Source organism: Rhodopseudomonas palustris, assembly GCF_003226555.1.
Classification (GTDB): Bacteria; Pseudomonadota; Alphaproteobacteria; order Rhizobiales; family Xanthobacteraceae; genus Rhodopseudomonas; species Rhodopseudomonas palustris_I.
This window is the reverse complement of sequence record NZ_QKQS01000026.1, coordinates 284,571-301,372: the sequence shown is the minus strand read 5'-3', so window position 1 is coordinate 301,372 and position 16,802 is coordinate 284,571. Positions and strand designations below refer to the sequence as shown.

Annotated in this window: 17 protein-coding genes; 11 read left to right on the top strand and 6 right to left on the bottom strand. The window is 66.6% G+C overall.

The window, feature by feature from the left end; all coding sequences use genetic code 11:
- The first annotated feature begins 17 nt into the window (after positions 1 to 17).
- From hisS to DNX69_RS21815, 3 genes are all read left to right on the top strand, one after another.
- Positions 18 to 1,547, top strand: coding sequence for a histidine--tRNA ligase (gene hisS, locus DNX69_RS21825; protein WP_110788224.1), 1,530 nt, complete (start codon positions 18 to 20; stop codon positions 1,545 to 1,547).
- A 135-nt stretch (positions 1,548 to 1,682) separates the two neighbouring features.
- A complete protein-coding gene (locus DNX69_RS21820; protein ID WP_110788080.1) occupies positions 1,683 to 1,886 on the top strand; it encodes a tautomerase family protein in 204 nt (67 codons plus the stop codon).
- 168 nt (positions 1,887 to 2,054) lie between these two features.
- Positions 2,055 to 2,450 carry a thioesterase family protein gene (locus DNX69_RS21815; RefSeq protein WP_110788079.1) on the top strand — a complete coding sequence of 132 codons (396 nt, stop codon included), beginning with the start codon at positions 2,055 to 2,057 and terminating at the stop codon, positions 2,448 to 2,450.
- A gap of 86 nt (positions 2,451 to 2,536) precedes the next feature.
- Here the strand turns inward: DNX69_RS21815 and DNX69_RS21810 are convergent, their stop codons facing one another.
- Positions 2,537 to 2,932 carry a chemotaxis response regulator CheY gene (locus DNX69_RS21810; protein ID WP_110788223.1) on the bottom strand — a complete coding sequence of 132 codons (396 nt, stop codon included), beginning with the start codon at positions 2,930 to 2,932 and terminating at the stop codon, positions 2,537 to 2,539.
- A gap of 329 nt (positions 2,933 to 3,261) precedes the next feature.
- Here DNX69_RS21810 and DNX69_RS21805 point away from each other — a divergent pair, with 329 nt between their 5' ends.
- Positions 3,262 to 4,119 carry a 23S rRNA (adenine(2030)-N(6))-methyltransferase RlmJ gene (locus tag DNX69_RS21805; RefSeq protein WP_110788078.1) on the top strand — a complete coding sequence of 286 codons (858 nt, stop codon included), beginning with the start codon at positions 3,262 to 3,264 and terminating at the stop codon, positions 4,117 to 4,119.
- Between the two features lie 271 nt (positions 4,120 to 4,390).
- The gene (locus DNX69_RS21800) at positions 4,391 to 4,603 is read left to right on the top strand and encodes a cold-shock protein (protein ID WP_110788077.1); all 213 of its coding nucleotides are present in this window, start codon (positions 4,391 to 4,393) and stop codon (positions 4,601 to 4,603) included.
- Between the two features lie 350 nt (positions 4,604 to 4,953).
- Here DNX69_RS21800 and DNX69_RS21795 read toward each other — a convergent pair whose 3' ends face one another.
- Entirely contained in the window at positions 4,954 to 5,577 is a 624-nt protein-coding gene (locus DNX69_RS21795) for an outer membrane protein (RefSeq protein WP_110788222.1), read from the bottom strand.
- Between the two features lie 310 nt (positions 5,578 to 5,887).
- Between DNX69_RS21795 and uvrC the strand changes: the two genes are divergently transcribed.
- The 5 genes from uvrC (at position 5,888) to prmB (ending at position 10,540) form a co-directional block, all read left to right on the top strand.
- Positions 5,888 to 7,993 (top strand): excinuclease ABC subunit UvrC, encoded by a 2,106-nt coding sequence (uvrC, locus tag DNX69_RS21790; RefSeq protein WP_110788076.1) that lies wholly within the window; start codon positions 5,888 to 5,890, stop codon positions 7,991 to 7,993.
- A gap of 139 nt (positions 7,994 to 8,132) precedes the next feature.
- Complete coding sequence (gene pgsA, locus DNX69_RS21785) at positions 8,133 to 8,759, top strand: CDP-diacylglycerol--glycerol-3-phosphate 3-phosphatidyltransferase (protein ID WP_110788075.1); 627 nt, start codon at positions 8,133 to 8,135, stop codon at positions 8,757 to 8,759.
- A complete protein-coding gene (moaD, locus tag DNX69_RS21780) occupies positions 8,756 to 9,007 on the top strand; it encodes a molybdopterin converting factor subunit 1 (RefSeq protein WP_110788074.1) in 252 nt (83 codons plus the stop codon). The genes pgsA and moaD overlap by 4 nt, the downstream gene beginning before the upstream one ends.
- A gap of 25 nt (positions 9,008 to 9,032) precedes the next feature.
- Positions 9,033 to 9,503: a molybdenum cofactor biosynthesis protein MoaE gene (locus DNX69_RS21775; RefSeq protein WP_110788073.1), complete on the top strand. Its 471-nt coding sequence runs from the start codon at positions 9,033 to 9,035 to the stop codon at positions 9,501 to 9,503.
- A complete protein-coding gene (prmB, locus tag DNX69_RS21770; protein WP_165825308.1) occupies positions 9,503 to 10,540 on the top strand; it encodes a 50S ribosomal protein L3 N(5)-glutamine methyltransferase in 1,038 nt (345 codons plus the stop codon). The genes DNX69_RS21775 and prmB overlap by 1 nt, the downstream gene beginning before the upstream one ends.
- 133 nt (positions 10,541 to 10,673) lie before the next feature.
- Here prmB and rsmD read toward each other — a convergent pair whose 3' ends face one another.
- Together rsmD and DNX69_RS21760 are read right to left on the bottom strand one after the other, a co-directional pair.
- Entirely contained in the window at positions 10,674 to 11,237 is a 564-nt protein-coding gene (gene rsmD, locus DNX69_RS21765) for a 16S rRNA (guanine(966)-N(2))-methyltransferase RsmD (RefSeq protein ID WP_110788220.1), read from the bottom strand.
- A 238-nt stretch (positions 11,238 to 11,475) separates the two neighbouring features.
- On the bottom strand, positions 11,476 to 13,668 hold the full coding sequence (locus DNX69_RS21760; RefSeq protein ID WP_110788072.1) for a pseudouridine synthase: 2,193 nt from the start codon (positions 13,666 to 13,668) through the stop codon (positions 11,476 to 11,478).
- A gap of 166 nt (positions 13,669 to 13,834) precedes the next feature.
- Here DNX69_RS21760 and DNX69_RS21755 point away from each other — a divergent pair, with 166 nt between their 5' ends.
- The gene (locus DNX69_RS21755; RefSeq protein ID WP_013501110.1) at positions 13,835 to 14,281 is read left to right on the top strand and encodes a nucleoside deaminase; all 447 of its coding nucleotides are present in this window, start codon (positions 13,835 to 13,837) and stop codon (positions 14,279 to 14,281) included.
- On the opposite strand, the gene DNX69_RS21750 is transcribed toward DNX69_RS21755, so the two are convergent.
- Together DNX69_RS21750 and purD are read right to left on the bottom strand one after the other, a co-directional pair.
- The gene (locus tag DNX69_RS21750; RefSeq protein ID WP_110788071.1) at positions 14,265 to 15,173 is read right to left on the bottom strand and encodes an alpha/beta fold hydrolase; all 909 of its coding nucleotides are present in this window, start codon (positions 15,171 to 15,173) and stop codon (positions 14,265 to 14,267) included. The genes DNX69_RS21755 and DNX69_RS21750 overlap by 17 nt on opposite strands.
- Positions 15,174 to 15,396: 223 nt before the next feature.
- Positions 15,397 to 16,680 carry a phosphoribosylamine--glycine ligase gene (gene purD, locus DNX69_RS21745; RefSeq protein WP_110788070.1) on the bottom strand — a complete coding sequence of 428 codons (1,284 nt, stop codon included), beginning with the start codon at positions 16,678 to 16,680 and terminating at the stop codon, positions 15,397 to 15,399.
- Between the last annotated feature and the right edge of the window lie 122 nt (positions 16,681 to 16,802).

Genomic DNA, 16,802 nt, shown 5'->3' with positions numbered 1-16,802 from the left:
TGACTTGGAAGGCGACGATGGCTGAAAAACCGAAAAAACCCTCGAAACTGCGCGCACGGCTGCCGCGCGGCCTCGCCGATCGCGGCCCGGCCGAGATCGCGGCGACGCGCGCCATGGTGGAGAAGATCCGCGAGGTGTACGAACGCTACGGCTTCGAGCCGGTGGAGACCCCGGCGTTCGAATACACCGACGCGCTCGGCAAATTCCTGCCCGATCAGGACCGCCCCAACGAGGGCGTGTTCTCGCTGCAGGACGACGACGAGCAGTGGATCAGCCTGCGCTACGACCTGACCGCGCCGCTCGCCCGCTACGTCGCCGAGAATTTTGACGCACTGCCGAAGCCGTATCGCAGCTACCGGTTCGGCTGGGTGTTCCGCAACGAGAAGCCCGGCCCCGGCCGCTTCCGCCAATTCATGCAGTTCGACGCCGACACCGTCGGCGCGCCGACCGCCGCCGCCGACGCCGAAATGTGCATGATGGCCGCCGACACCATGGAAGCGCTCGGCATCCCGCGCGGCAGCTACGTGGTGAAGGTGAACAACCGCAAGGTGCTGGATGGCATCCGCGAAGCGCAGGGCATCGACAGCGACGCGCAGTGGCTCACAGTGATGCGCGCCATCGACAAGGCCGACAAGTTTCCGATCAGGGATATCATCCAACTACTTGGTCCGGGCCGCTGGGATGGCGGTGAAGAGGGCAAAGGCGACTTCACCAAAGGCGCCGGCCTCAATGACGCTCAGATCCAAGCGATCATCAGCTTCATCGGCGACAAGGACGCTGGGGCCAGCATGCAGGGCGCCGACAATCAGTCGACTGTCGCAAACATGCGGACGCGTGTAGAAGGTTCGAAGACCGGCAGCGACGGTGTCGCCGAACTCGCGACTATCGCCGAGCTGGCGGACGCAGGCGGCTACGGCGAGTGCGTGAAGATCGACCCGTCCGTCGTCCGCGGCCTCGAATACTACACCGGCCCAGTCTATGAGGTCGAACTACTGCTCGACACCAAGGACGAGAAGGGCCGCCCCGTGCGGTTCGGCTCGGTCGGTGGCGGCGGGCGTTACGACGGACTGGTATCGCGCTTCCGCGGCGAGCCGGTGCCGGCAACCGGGTTCTCGATCGGCGTATCGCGGCTGCAGGCGGCACTGACGCTGATCGGCCAGCTCGATAACAAGCCGCAAGCCGGCCCCGTCGTGGTCACCGTGTTCGGCGGCGACATCGCCGGTTATCAAAAAATGGTCGCGAGCCTACGCAGCGCGGGCATCCGCGCCGAATTGTACTTGGGCAATCCCAAGCACTCGCTCGGCCAGCAGATGAAATACGCCGACAAGCGCAACGCACCCTGCGCCATCATCCAGGGCTCGGACGAAAAATCGCAGGGCATCGTGCAGATCAAGGACCTGATCCTCGGGGCCGAACTCGCCTCGCTGGAGAAGGACCGCGACGAGTATCTGAAAAAGCAGGCCGAGGCGCAGTTCTCCTGCAAGGAAGACGAACTGGTCGCCAAGGTACAGGAGCTGCTGCAGCGCCGCGGGGTGAGCTGGAATTAGCCGTCATTCCGGGGCGCTCGCGCAGCGAGCGAACCCGGAATCCCGAAATTCAGGGCACCATCAGATTCCGGGTTCGCGCGATGCGAGCCCCGGAATGACAACAACGAAGACCAAGCAAAAAGGGAGAAACCACCGATGCCCGAGATCACCGTCAACATGGCCATGGGCCGCACCGACGAGCAGAAGGCCGGGATGATGCGCGACATCACGACGGCGCTGGTGACGCATCTCGGCGTTGTGGCCGAAGACGTGGTAATTCAGATCAACGAGGCGCCGCTCAATAACAAGATGAAGGGCGGCAAGACCTTCGTCGAGCGCAAGGCGGCACAAGGGAAGTAGGCCATCCTGTCCCATCCGTCGTCATTCCGGGGCGCTCACGAAGTGAGCGAACCCAGAATCTCGCACTGTTGAATGGTTGGCTGATCACTTCGGGATTCCGGATTCGCCGCTCGCGCGGCGCCCCGGAGTGACGAGAGTGTGGTCTGACAATTAGCAAGGAAGACTGCAATGGACGCACGCGACTTCGTCTCCGTCGGCATGAGCGCCGAGCGGCTGACCACGGTGACGCAGGACATCACCGTGCAGCACTTCGTGCCGTACATGCCGGCCGTGTTCGCCACCCCGCTGATGATCCTGGAGATGGAGATGGCTTCCGGCGATGCGGTCGCGCCGAAGCTGCCCCAAGGCTGGGTGACGGTCGGCAGCGAAGTCGACATCCGGCATCTGGCGCCGGCCTTCGTTGGCCAGACGGTGCGAACCACGGCGGTGGTGAGCGCGGTGGAGCGCCGGGTGATCCGGTTCGAGGTCGCCTCATTCCTCGGCGACCGCAAGGTCGGCGACGGTCGCCACGCCCGCGGCCTGGTCGACGTGGCGCTGTTCACCAAGCGCTTCGCCGCGGGCTGAGCCCTCGGCCCCGCATCCAAAAGCAAACGCGCCCCTCGATGAGGAGCGCGCCGGAAAGCTGTGCAGAGAACCGAAGGTCGGTCGGCTTACGCCGCGACGTGATCCGGGAACACCGCCTCGATCTTGGTCTTCAGCGTCGCCGCATTGAACGGCTTGACGATATAGTTGTTCACACCGGCCTTCTTGGCCGCGATCACGTTCTCGGTCTTGGATTCCGCGGTGATCATGATGAACGGGGTCTGCGACAGATTGGGATCGGCGCGGACTTCCTTGAGCAGGTCGTAGCCGGTCATCGGTTCCATGTTCCAGTCGGAGATCACCAGACCGTACTTCTTGGCCCGCATCTTTTCGAGCGCCGCCGAGCCATCGCTCGCATCGTCGATATTCTCGAAGCCGAGTTGCTTGAGAAGATTACGAATGATCCGGATCATGGTGCTGTAATCGTCCACCACTAGAACCGACATCGACAAATCAACCGCCATCTTCAACTCCCCAAGGCGCCGCAGGGTGGTTCGACCACCGCCCGACCGGCCGGCTAACGCAGGTTCTCTTGAAAGTCCTGGCGTGCAACCGCCGGTCTCTCGCAAGCCAAGAACTAGCATCGGGGTTTAAACAGCGCGTTAATCCACGCAGCGCTTCTGTTCCGACCGAATTGTTTTGTTTTTTCAATACACTTGCGGGCAAGTTGACGACCAAACGGGCGCCACCCCGGTATTGCTACCAGGGCGCGACACAACCACCGGGGTCTGGCTGCGCGGGCGCTGCCGCCAAGCCATGGCGGCGCAGCCCCGGCCCTGCTAGGGGTCGGCGCATGAATTATCGCCACGCCTTCCACGCCGGCAACTTCGCCGACGTCATCAAGCACTTCGTGCTGGTCCGGATTCTGACCTATTTGCACGACAAGCCGGCCGCGTTCCGGGTGATCGACAGCCACGCTGGCGCCGGACTGTACGACCTGACCAGCGACGAAGCCCGCCGCGGCGGCGAATGGGCCACCGGGATCGCCCGGGTACTGCAGGCACGGTTCTCCGACCCGGCCTACGCGCTGATCGCGCCGTATCTCGACATCGTCCGGGCGTTCAATCCGCAGCGCGAGCTGACCGCCTATCCGGGATCGCCGCTGATCGCCCGCGCTCTGCTCCGCCCCCAGGACAGTCTGGTGGCGTGCGAGCTCGAGCCGGTGGCACGCAAGCAGCTGATCGGCGCGCTGCGCCACGATCCGCAAGGCCGGGTGGTCGATCTCGACGGCTGGACCGCGCTCACCGCCTTCGTGCCGCCGAAGGAACGCCGCGGGCTGGTGCTGATCGATCCGCCGTTCGAGCGCAAAGACGAGTTCGAGCAGATGGCCGCCAAGTTCGCCGCCGCCTACGCCAAGTGGCCGACCGGCGTGTATTTGATGTGGTATCCGGTGAAGAACCGCCGCGCGACCGAAACCCTCGCCGCAACCGTGGCGTCGGTCACCGCGGCGGCCGGCGCCGACAAATGCCTGCGGCTGGAGTTCAGCGTCGCACCGCAGCAGCCGAACGGGCCGCTGACCTCGACCGGGTTGCTGATCGTCAACCCGCCTTGGACTCTCGCCGACGAGCTGAGAACCGTTCTTCCTGAGCTGGAGCGACCGCTCGGGCTCGGCGGGGTCGGACGTTACCGCCTCGAATTCCAGAAGCCCTGATTACTCATCGGCTGCCCGCACCAGCAGGCGAAAAGTCGCAACTCGACCGTAGGCAATCAGTGTATTTCCGTATTATGCTAGTTCCATTGGACTGGCTTTACGTTCCGCTTCCGCAAATGGGGGCGGCGGAGTGACAAGGCCTCAAAGCGTATTTGATTGGACCCGCAGTCAGTAGCAGGTCCCGCTCTCGGCCAAGCTATCCGGCAGCGAAATGCCAGGTCGCCCGTGGCGCTGGCGCGCGACGGAAAGCATGCTGGGAGGAGCTTCCGGAATGGCAATGACGGGAACGGTGAAGTTCTTCAACGGGGAACGCGGCTACGGCTTCATCAAGCCCGACGACGGCGGTCGCGACGTGTTCGTGCACATCACCGCAGTCGAACGTGCCGGATTGAAGGACCTGACCGAAGGGCAGCGTATTTCGTTCGAAGTGGAACCCGACAAGAAGGGCAAGGGCCCCAAGGCGGTCAATCTGGTCATATCGTAGCGCCGCCGGCCGACGCTCACGGCGATCGCGCGGCGCGGTCGCTGCAGCCCGGCGCGGCGATGCAGGCGAACGACGCGCGCGGCTGACGACGCGGAAGAACGGGCAGGGTTGCGCGGGTGAGTAGATTTGCGCCTGAACATCACACCGTATCGAGCCGGCCAAGCTAGCTCGGCAACCTGCTTTGGCCCCCGTCCGGGTGGCAGGTAGCAAGCTCGTCCGGCTGGTGGCGCGGGTTCGACGAGGCGTCGATCCGGTCACCAATCAGCCAGCTCGCACAAAGAAAATCCCGGCCGCGCACGGCCGGGAGTTGTGGTCGACGAGTTTCTTGATCGCGAAGGTTTCGTCGCGGCTTAGAAGTGGTAGTTGATGCCGGCCCGGACCACGCCGAAATTGTACCCATTCGGCACGCCGGTGATGAAGAAGTTGCTGGTCGACAGGCTGCCGTACAGATACTCGACCTTGGCGCTCAGCTTCGGCGCGAACGCGAATTCGGCACCGGCGCCGACCGTCCAGCCGGCACTGCTGTGGGTCTCGCTGGCGAGCAGATTCTGGCCCTTGAGCTGGCCGAACGCCAGACCGCCGGTGGCATAGAGCAGCACATCGTTCATCGCGTAGCCGATACGGCCGCGCGCGGTTCCGAACCAGGGATTCGAGAACTTGTAGGCTGCGAAGGTATCGTCGGCGGTCGAGAACTGGATATCGCCCTCGAGACCGAACACGATGTTGCCGGACTGCCAGTTGTAGCCGCCCTGCACGCCGCCGGAGAAGCCGGCCGGCTTGGTGATGTTGTTGGTGACGTTCCCGAAGGTGTAGCCGAGGTTGCCACCGAGATAGGGGCCGGCCCAGCTGAACGCATTCAGCGGCTGATTGACGGTATAGGGGGCATTCGACCGGTAGTACCCCATGTCGGCCGCCTGAGCCGTCGAAACGCTCGCGGCGATCACGGCCGCCGCTGCCAGTGTAACTTTACGCATCTTACTCTCCTCGACGACCCGCCCGCGCCCGCAGCGGCGCAATTTGCGTCCGGTCATCGGCCGCCCACGACCGATGGGAAAACGTTCCGAATGGTTACGGTTTTCCTCACTTTTACGGTCGAATTTATCGAGAGTTTTAAGTTAAGCGGTTCTTAACCCGGCCCCGGTTCCGAGGCGCATTGTTAACAGACCCTTACTTCCTGGGGATCTCGGCAACACCATGGCAAGACAGAGCAATTTCGATCGGGCGGGTTCCGTGCCGGGGCCCGCTCTGGCACCCGCGGGGCCGAGCGCATAGGTTGGGGCAGCCATGATTCACGATCCCGCCGAGCCGCAACCGGCCGCGGCCGAACCATCCGCCGACGCCCCCGCGACTGCCCCGGCGACGCCCGCCGCGGAGCCGTATCTCCCTGCGGAGGCGCAGGACATCGACGCCGCCACCGCCTCGCTTGCGGTCGAGGAGGACGACGATTCACGCCTACCCGAGGCTGAGGACGAGCCGGCCGCCGAGCAGCCTGCCCAGCAGGCCGCCGGGCCGATGGCGGTCGGCCGCTCGGCGATCGCGCGCGCGGTGCGGCTGGCCCCGACCTCGCCCGGCGTCTACCGGATGCTGAACGAAGGCCGCGACGTGCTCTATGTCGGCAAGGCCAAGAACGTGAAGAAGCGGCTGGCGTCCTACGCCCGCCCCACCGGCCAGGTGCTGCGGATCGCCCGGATGATCGCGCTCACGGTCGAGGTCGAGGTGATCTCCACCACCACCGAGACCGAGGCGCTGCTGCTCGAAGCCAATCTGATCAAGCAGCTGCGTCCGCGCTTCAACGTCCAGCTGCGCGACGACAAGTCGTTTCCCTACATCCTGATCACCGGCGACCATTGGGCGCCGCAGATCCTCAAGCATCGCGGCGCGCAGAGCCGTCCCGGGCGGTATTTCGGTCCGTTCGCCTCGGCGGGCGCGGTCAACCGCACCATCACGGCGCTGCAGCGCGCGTTCCTGGTGCGATCCTGCACCGATTCGTTCTTCGAAAGCCGCACCCGCCCCTGCCTGCTGTACCAGATCCGGCGCTGCGCCGGCCCGTGCACCGGCGAGGTCGACTTTCCTGGCTACAGCGAGCTGGTGCGCGAAGCGACCGACTTCCTGTCCGGCCGCAGCCGGGCGGTGAAGCAGCTGCTCGCGGCCGAGATGGAGAAGGCGTCCGGCGAGCTCGAATTCGAGACCGCGGCGCTGTACCGCGACCGGCTCGCGGCGCTGTCGGCGATCCAGTCCCAGCAAGGCATCAATCCGCGCACCGTCGAGGAAGCCGACGTGTTCGCGATCCATCAGGACGGCGGCTATTCCTGCGTCGAGGTGTTCTTCTTCCGCACCGGCCAGAACTGGGGCAACCGCGCCTATTTCCCACGCGCCGAGAAGACCTTCACGCCCGAAGAAGTGCTCGGCGCCTTCGTGGCGCAGTTCTACGACGACAAGCCGCCGCCGAAGCTGATCCTGCTGTCGCACGAGATCGAGGAAACCGAGCTGCTGACCGACGCGCTGTGCGTCAAGGCCGGCCGTAAGGTCGAGGTCCAGGTGCCCAAGCGCGGCGAGAAGAAAGAGCTGGTCGCCCACGCCCAGACCAACGCGCGCGAAGCGCTCGGCCGCAAGCTGGCCGACACCGCGACCCAGGCTCGGCTGCTGGAGAACCTCGCCAGCACGCTCGGCCTGCCGAAGGTGCCGCAGCGGATCGAGGTCTACGACAACAGCCACATCCAGGGCACCAACGCGGTCGGCGCGATGATCGTCGCCGGCCCCGACGGCTTCATCAAGAACCAGTACCGCAAGTTCAACATCCGCTCCGAAGGGCTGACGCCGGGCGACGACTACGCGATGATGCGCGAAGTACTGCAGCGCCGGTTCAAGCGGCTGGTGACGCCGCCGGCGGAGGGCGACGCCCCCACCAAGCCGAAGGACGACGACGTGCCGCAATGGCCGGACCTCGTCATCATCGACGGCGGTCGCGGGCAGCTCAATGCCGCGCGCGAAGCCTTGGCCGGCATCGGCCTGACCGACCAGGTCACCCTGCTCGGCGTCGCCAAGGGACCGGACCGCGACGCCGGACGCGAGACCCTGTTCCTGCCGGACCGCGACGCGATCAAGCTCGAGCCGCGCGACCCGGTGCTGTATTTCATCCAGCGTCTGCGCGACGAGGCGCATCGCTTCGTGATCGGCTCGCACCGCACGCTGCGCAAGAAGGACATTCGCGAGGCCGGCCTGCAGGAAATCCCCGGCATCGGCCCGACCCGCAAGCGCGCGCTGCTTTTGCATTTCGGCACGCTGAAAGAGATCGAGCGGGCGTCGATGACCGACCTCGGCAAGGTTCCGGGAATCAGCGCCGAGAGCGCGCGGCGGATCTTCGAGTTTTTCCATGCCCGCCCGGACTGACGCACCGTCCGCCCCCGACCAAAGTCGGCGATGCCGAAGGCAGCCGCGCCCCATGCGGATTTCACCTTTTCCTGATACGGAACGTAAGCCCCCTGGTCGGAGGTTGACCTTCCGTCGCGGGCAGTATTGGTAAGCCACGATGAACAACGTCTCGACGAGAGCGCCGGTGCGGGGAACGAGAACGTCGCTGACGCTTCCGAACATCCTCACCTATGCACGCATCGCCGCAATCCCGGTGGTGGTCGGCTGCATTTTCGCGCAGTCGATCCTCGGCGGCCCGCTGGCGCTGCGCTGGGTGGCGCTCGCGGTGTTCATAGCTGCGGCGATCACCGATTTTCTCGACGGCCATTTCGCCCGGATCTGGGACCAGCATTCGGCGTTCGGCCGCATGCTGGATCCGATCGCCGACAAGCTGCTGGTAGCATCCTGCCTGCTGATGCTTGCGGCCGACAGCATCATCCACGGCTGGACGCTGTGGGCGGCGATCGTGATCCTGTGCCGGGAGATCCTGGTCTCGGGCCTGCGCGAATATCTCGCCGCGCTGCGCGTCAGCGTGCCGGTGACGCGGCTGGCGAAATGGAAGACCACCGCACAGCTGGTCGCGATCGGCTTCCTGCTGGCCGGCGAGGCGGGCAACCAGATCCTGCCCTTCACCACCGAAATCGGCGTCTCGCTGCTGTGGCTGTCGGCGCTGCTGACGATGTACACCGGCTATGATTACTTCCGCGCCGGCATCCACCATCTGATCGAAGAGGATCAGGCATGAAGGTGAAGTATTTCGCCTGGGTGCGCGAACGGATCGGCTTCGACGAGGAGACCGTCGAGCCACCGCCGACGGTCACCACGGTGGCCGATCTGATCGGCTGGCTGGCTTCGCGCGGCGACGGCTATGCGATGGCATTCGAGAAGCCCGGCGTGATCCGCGCTGCGATCGACCGCACCCACGTCCGCGCCGAGACACCGATCGCCGGCGCCCGCGAGGTCGCGTTCTTCCCGCCGATGACCGGCGGTTGATGTCGTCCGCGCACGGGATGATCCGATGACCGTTCCGGTGACCATCCGCATTCAGGACGCCGATTTCGATCTCTCCGCCGAAACCACGGCGATGACGAAGGGCCGCACCGACATCGGCGCGGTGGTATCGTTCATCGGGCTGTGCCGCGGCATCGAGGGCGACGACACCGTCGCCGCCCTGACGCTCGAGCACTATCCCGGCATGGCGGAGGAAGAGATCCAACGCCACGCCGACGAGGCGCTGCGGCGCTGGCCGGCGATCACCGCGCTGACGATCGTTCACCGCGTCGGCCGCCTGGTGCCGGGCGACAACATCGTGCTGGTGCTGGCCGCCTCGGCGCATCGCCAGGCCGCATTCGCGGCGGCGGAATTCCTGATGGACTACCTCAAGACCAATGCGCCGTTCTGGAAGCGCGAGGAGCGCGCCGGCGAGACGCGCTGGGTCGAGGCGCACAGCCGCGACGACGCTGCGCTGGCGCGATGGAGCAAGGATTGATGGCGAAGAAAGCAAAACCAAAAGCCACCAAGGCCGCCAAGCCGAAAGCTGCGAAGACCACCGCCGCGAAGGCCAAGCCCGCCAAACGCGGCGTCGCAGCCAAGTCTGCGCCCGCCAAGTCCGTGGCCGCCAAGCCACCGAAGGTGGCGCCGGGCGAACTGGTGACGCTGCTCGATTTCGTCCGCTACGCGGTCAGCCGCTTCGCCGAAGCCGGCGTGGTATTCGCGCACGGCACCACCGATCCGATCGCCGAGGCTGTGTTCCTGATCGGCGAGACGCTGCATCTGCATCCCGATCAGTTCGAGATGTTCGCCTCCGCCCGCGTCACCACGCGCGAAGCCGCCGCGATCCTCGGCCTGATCGAGCGCCGCATCGCCACGCGTCTGCCGGCGGCGTATCTGGTGAACAAGATCTACATGCGCGGCGTGCCGTTCTACGTCGACGAGCGGGTGATCGTGCCGCGCTCCTTCATCGGCGAACTGCTCGACTCGCATTTCGACGGCGGCGACACCTCGCTGATCGACGCGCCGGAGGCGGTCGAGCGCGTGCTCGACCTCTGCACCGGCTCGGGTTGCCTTGCGATCCTCGCCGCCTACGCCTTCCCCAACGCGACGGTCGACGCCGTCGAGCTGTCGAAGGATGCGCTCGCGGTCGCCGCCCGCAACGTCGCCGAGCACCGACTCGACGATCGCGTCAGCCTGTATCACGGCGACCTGTTCGGCCCGCTCGGCGAGGAGCGCTACGACCTGATCATCAGCAACCCGCCTTATGTCGACGCCGACGGAATGGCCAGCCTGCCGGCCGAGTGCCGCGCCGAACCGGCGATGGCGTTCGACGGCGGCGACGACGGCCTCACCATCATCCGCCGCATCCTCGCCGAGGCGAAGGATCATTTGACGCCCGACGGCGGCCTGCTGTGCGAAGTAGGCCGCTGCCGGCCGCAGATCGAAGACCAATTCCCCGAGCTGCCGCTGCTGTGGCTCGACAGCGAAGATTCCGAAGCCGAAGTGTTCTGGATCGCCGCGGCGGATTTGTAGCTTCCTGCGCGCACGGTCATTCCGGGGCGCGAACACAGTTCGCGAACCCGGAATCCAGAAGTTGGTGGAGCGAGATTCCGGGTTCGCGCTGCGCGCGCCCCGGAATGACGGGTTGATAGGTTTCGCGAAATAACTACGCGTCCGCCCCGAACCGCAGGAAGGTAAACTCCGTGTCGTCATAGGCACGGCGGTCGAGTTCGGTGTAGCCGGCGGGAGCCGTGAAGCCGGCGTCCTTGGCTTCCTCGACGATCACCAGCGCACCCGGCAGCAGCCAGCCGCCGTCACGCAGCGACGCGAGGGAAGCCTCCGCGAGCTGCTTGCGATACGGCGGATCAAGGAACGCGACGCCGAACGGTTCGACCGGATGCGCCGGCCCGAGATTGGCGGCGTCGCGGCGATAAACCTTGCTGACGCCGCCGAGCCCGAGCGCCTCGACATTGGCGCGCAGCAGTGCCCGCGCCTCGGCGCCGTTGTCGACGAACAGCACGAATTTGGCGCCGCGCGACGACGCCTCGATGCCGAGCGCGCCGGTGCCGGCGAACAGGTCGAGCACGCGCGCATCTAGCAGCGGGTTCTCGTAGGCGTGCATCAGGATGTTGAACACCGACTCGCGCAAGCGATCCGCCGTCGGCCGAATCTCCCGCGACGACGGCGCCACCAGATTGCGCCCCCGCAGCCGCCCGCCGATCACGCGCATCGCAACTGTCTCCATCCACTCCGATGTAAAAGGAAGCGATCGCCGCGATGGCAGCGCGCTCCCTCGCCCCGCTCTTGCGGGGAGAGGGGTGGGGTGAGGGGCGACACAGGCACGGAGTCTCGACCGCGCGGAGACGCCCCCTCACCCGCCGCGCCAATGCGCGTCGACCTCTCCCCGCCCGCGGGGAGAGGTTCAGCCGTGCGCGCTGCAATGCCTATCGCCGTCACGACTGCTGAGCTTACTCGTCCCGCGGCGCGAGGTCGCGTTTGCCGTGGTAGCGGCGCGCCGGGCCGCGCGACAGCGGACGATCTCCGCCTTCGCTGGCGGTGCGTTCGACCTTGACCCTGCGGCCCTTGCGATCCTCGACCGCGCCACGCTTGGTGATCGTCTTCTTCGTCTTGGCTGCGCCCTCGGCCACCGACCATTCCTCGGCGGACACGACCTTGCCGGCGCGCGGCTTCGGCTTGCTCTCGCTCGGCGACGGTCCTGCGAAATCGCAGCCGGCAAGCGCAATCACCTTCTCGCCGAGCTGTTCGCGCAGCACCCTGGTCTTGACCTCGTCGACCTCGCCTTCGCCGAGTTCGAGCAGTTGGAACGGGCCGTAGGAGACGCGGATCAGGCGGTTCACCTCGAGGCCGAGATGCGCCAGCACGTTACGCACTTCGCGGTTCTTGCCCTCGCGGATCGCGAACACCAGCCAGACATTGGCACCCTGGTCGCGTTCGAGCTTGGCCTCGATCGAGCCGTATTGCACGCCGTCAACCTCGATGCCGTTCTGCAGCTCGTCGAGCTGCGCCTGGGTAATCTCGCCATGGGCGCGGACGCGGTAGCGCCGCAGCCAGCCGGTCTCCGGCAGTTCGAGCGCGCGCGCGAGGCCGCCGTCATTGGTCAGCAGCAGCAGGCCCTCGGTGTTGAAGTCGAGCCGACCGATCGAGATCAGCCGCGGCAGCCCTTCGGGCAGATTGTCGAACACCGTCGGCCGGCCTTCCGGGTCGCTGTGCGTCGTCATCAGCCCGCGCGGCTTGTGATACAGGAACAGCCGCGTGCGCTCGCGCTCCGGCAACGGCTTGCCGTCGATGGTGACGACGTCGCTCGCTTTGACGTCGAGCGCTGGCGAATCGATCACCTTGCCGTTGACGGCGACGCGGCCTTCCGTGATCCACGCCTCGGCATCGCGGCGCGAGCACAGCCCGGCGCGCGCCACCACCTTGGCGATGCGCTCGCCGGCCTTGTCGGACTTTGCCGGCGCAGCGGGCTTACGCTTGGCCAATGCGGGATCCTGCTTGCGATACGCGCCACGGCCGCCGAACGCCGGACGCTTGGCGAAGATCCTGCCGCCGTCCTCGTTGTCGCGGCGCGGGCGATCGTCACGCGGGCGGTCGAAGCTACGCTCGTCGTCACGGCTGCGGCGCGGACGATCGAAGCCACGCCCCTCATTCTTGGGGTGCTCGTGCCAGTCGCCGTGCTTGGCGGCACGGTCGCGCTGCGGGCGGTCCTCACGGGGCCGGTCGCTGCGGGGCCGGTCACTCCGCGGACGATCCTCGCGCGGGCGATCGAAGCTGCGCTCGCGGAACGGACGCTGCTCGCCGCGTTCGCCGTCGCGCGGGCGCGAAAATTTCGGCCGGTCGCCGCTGCGTTCCGGACGTTCGGAGCGCTCGCTACGATCGAACCTGGGCTTATCGCCACGGGGCTTGTCAAACCTGGGCTTGTCGCCCCGATCCCGATCGAAGCGCGGCTTGTCGTCGCGCGATTTGGCGAAGCGCGGCTTGTCGAAGCCGCCTTTGTCGAATTTGCGGTCACGATCTCCGCCGGCACGTGCCGGCCGATCCTCGCGGGCCCGCCACGGCTTGTCGTCGCTGCGGTCGCGGCCGGGCTCGCCGTCACGCTGGAACGGACGCTTCGGCCGATCAGCAAAATCGCGCTTGGGGCGGTCACCGAAGTCGCGCTTCGGGCGATCACTGAAGTCGCGCTTGGGGCGGTCACCGAAATCCCGCTTCGGACGGTCACCGAACTCCTTGCGCGGCCCCCGCTCGGCACGATCGCCGCCGCTGCGGGCGGGCCGGTCGTCGCGGCTGAAACGGGGACGCGGCGCATCACCGTCATCGCGGCGCGGACGGTCGGAAAAGTCGCGACGCGGCGCGGCGCCATCGCGCTTGGCATAGGGCCGCTTGCCCTCGCCGCCGAACGAGCGCTTGGCGTCACCGCCGAACGATTTCTTGGCGTAGGTCTTCTCGCCACGGCCCTCGCTGGCCCCCTCGCCGGCGCGCTTGGCGAACTTCTTCTCCGGCCCTCGCGCCGCGCCCGAACGGCCCTTGCCGCCCGCCGGACCTTTGCCACCCGGGCCTCTGCCGCCGAAACCACCCTTGCCGCCGGCGGGCCTGTCGCGGCGGCCACGCGCAGAATCGTTGTCTTTACGGGTGTCGCGGGGCATGACTGGTCTTTCTATCGGAACACGAAATGGGGCACAGGCAGTCGGGAACGGCTCGCAGGCCGCGCGCTCCGATCGAAACGCGCATGGTCACGCAAAACAGCCATCCACTTTTGCTGAAGTCGGTCTCCTAGCAGAGTTTTCGGAGCGAGACGAGCCAAGAACGACGATGACGGCTTCCACTTTCATGGAATTGGCGCTGGCCGAGGCGGCCGCCGCAGGGGCCGCCGGTGAGGTGCCGATCGGCTGCGTGATCGTCCGCGACGGCGTGGTGATCGCCAAAGCCGGCAACCGCACCCTGACCGACCGCGACCCCACCGCCCACGCCGAGCTGCTGGCGATCCGGCAGGCGTCGGCCAAGCTCGGCAGCGAGCGGCTGGTCGATTGCGATCTCTACGTCACGCTGGAGCCGTGCACGATGTGCGCCGGCGCGATCTCGTTTGCACGGATCCGGCGGCTGTATTTCGGCGCGTTCGATCCGAAGGGTGGCGCGGTGGAATCCGGCGTGCGGTTCTACGGCCAGCCGACCTGCCACCATGCGCCGGAAGTGTATTCCGCAGTCGGCGAGCGCGAAGCCGCCGCGATGCTGCGGGAGTTCTTCAAGGCGCGGCGGTGAAGAACTTCAACAACGCTTCGGCGGTCTGATCCGGCGCCTCCTCGGTGAGGAAGTGACCGGAATCGACCGGTCCGCCCTGCACGTCTTTCGCCCAATTCTTCCAGGTGTCGAGCGGAGTCGCGGCCGATTGCGCGATGCCGGCGTCGCCCCACAGCGCCAGCATCGGCACCGGGATCTTGTTGCCGGCTTCGACATCGGCCTTGTCGTGCTCGAAATCCGCGAACGCGCCGGCGCGGTAGTCCTCGCACATCGCGTGCAGCCGCATCGGATCGCGGAACGGCGCCAGATAATGCTCGAGCGCGCGCGGATCGAAGCACGACAGATCGTGCTGCTTGGCCCAGCTCGCCAGCTTGTTCTTCAGGAAGAAATCCGGCGCCGCCGCGATCAGCGTTTCCGGCAGCGGCGCCGGCTGCGCCAGGAAGCTCCAGTGATAGATCTTCAGCGCATAGCGCCGGTCCATCCGCTGCCAGTATTCGTAGGTCGGCAGGATATCCAGCACCGCGAGCTTCGACAGCCGCCCCGGCGAGTCCAGCGCCATCCGGTAGCTGACCCGGCCGCCGCGGTCGTGGCCGGCGAGCGCGAAATGGACATGGCCGAGCTGCTCCATCGCCTCGATCAACTGCTTGGCCATCGCCCGCTTGGTGTAGGGCGTGTGCGTTTCGTCGCTGCGCGGCATGTCGGACCAGCCGTAGCCCGGCAGATCGGCGATGATCAGCTTGAAACGCTCGGCGAGCTTCGGCGCAACCCGGTGCCACATCACATGGGTTTCGGAGAAGCCGTGCAGCAGCAGCAGCGGCGGCCCGTCGCCGCCGGTGCGGGCGAAGATCCGGCCCGACGAGGTGTTGATCCATTCCGAGCCGAAGCCCGGAAACAAATCGGCGAGATCGGGCATCGGCGGTTTCTCCTTTGGTGATTTGGCACAGCGAAGCAACGCGGTCGGCGCAACCTCTCCCGCTTGCGGGGGAGGTCGGATCGCGTCAGCGATCCGGGTGGGGGAAGCTGAGTCTCCGAACTACGTGGCCTCTGTGCCCGCGTCACCCTCACCCCAACCCTCTCCCGCAAGCGGGAGAGGGGGCGCGCCGAGCAGAATGCTCGTCACCCACACGAAAAACAAACTACTTCCCTCGCCGTTCCCGCGCCACCGCCTGCCAGCCGATGTCGCGACGGCAGAAGCCTTCGGGCCAGTTGATCACGCCGATCGCCTCGTAGGCGCGACGCTGGGCTTCGGCGACCGTCTTGGCCGATGCGGTGACGGCGAGCACCCGGCCGCCGGTGGCGAGAATCCAATCGCCCGACGCGATCGTGCCGGCGTGGAAGATCTGGACCCCGGCAATCGCGTCGGCGCGCTCCAGCCCGGCGATCCGCGTGCCCTTCTCGTAAGCGCCGGGATAGCCCTTGGCCGCCATCACCACGGTGAGCGCCGGCTCGTCGTGCCAGCGTAGGCTGAAATGATCGAGCTGGCCGTCGGCGCAGGCGAGTAGCGCCGGCACGATGTCGGACATCAGCCGCATCATCAGCACCTGGCATTCCGGATCGCCGAAGCGGACGTTGTATTCGATCAGCTGCGGGCCTTCCTCGGTGATCATCAGCCCGGCGAACAGCACGCCCTTGAACGGCGCGCCCATCGCCTTCATGGCTTTCAGCGTCGGCGTGATAATCTGGTCCATCGCCTGCTGGCAGATCGCATCCGTCATCACCGGCGCCGGCGAATACGCCCCCATGCCGCCGGTGTTCGGGCCCTTGTCGCCGTCATAGGCGCGCTTGTGGTCCTGCGCGGTGGCGAGCGGCAACGCGTGCTCGCCGTCGCACAGCACGAAGAACGACGCCTCTTCGCCGACCAGGAAATCCTCGACCACGACTTCGACACCCGCCTCGCCGAGGCCACCGCCGAACATCATGTCGATCGCGGCTTCGGCGTCCTGCAGCGTCATCGCCACCACCACGCCCTTGCCAGCGGCGAGGCCGTCGGCCTTGATCACGATCGGCGCGCCTTGGGCGCGGATATAGGCCTTGGCCTCGTTCGGATCGCCGAACCGCTCATAGGCGGCGGTCGGAATGTCGTGCGCTTTGCACAGATCCTTGGTGAAGCCCTTGGAGCTTTCGAGCTGCGACGCCTTCCGGCTCGGCCCGAACGCCTTGATGCCGGCTGCGGCGAGGTCGTCGACGATGCCGGCGGCGAGCGGTGCCTCCGGCCCGACCACCACGAAGTCGACCGCATTGGCCTTGCAGAACTCGACGACGGCCGGATGGTCGGCGATGTCGAGCGCCACGCAGGTCGCCTCGCGGGCGATCCCGGCATTGCCCGGCGCGCACCACAGCTTGGTGACCAGCGGCGAGGCCGCGATCTTCCACGCCAGCGCATGTTCGCGCCCGCCCGAGCCGAGAAGGAGAATATTCATGAAAGCCTGACCGTGCACCCCGTGGATGGTCCGCGAGGTGTAACACGCGGCACGCGCCCGGCAACGCGCGCCGGCGCGGATGTGGATATGTCCGGATGACGGACCGGCGGCTTCCGCGGGTT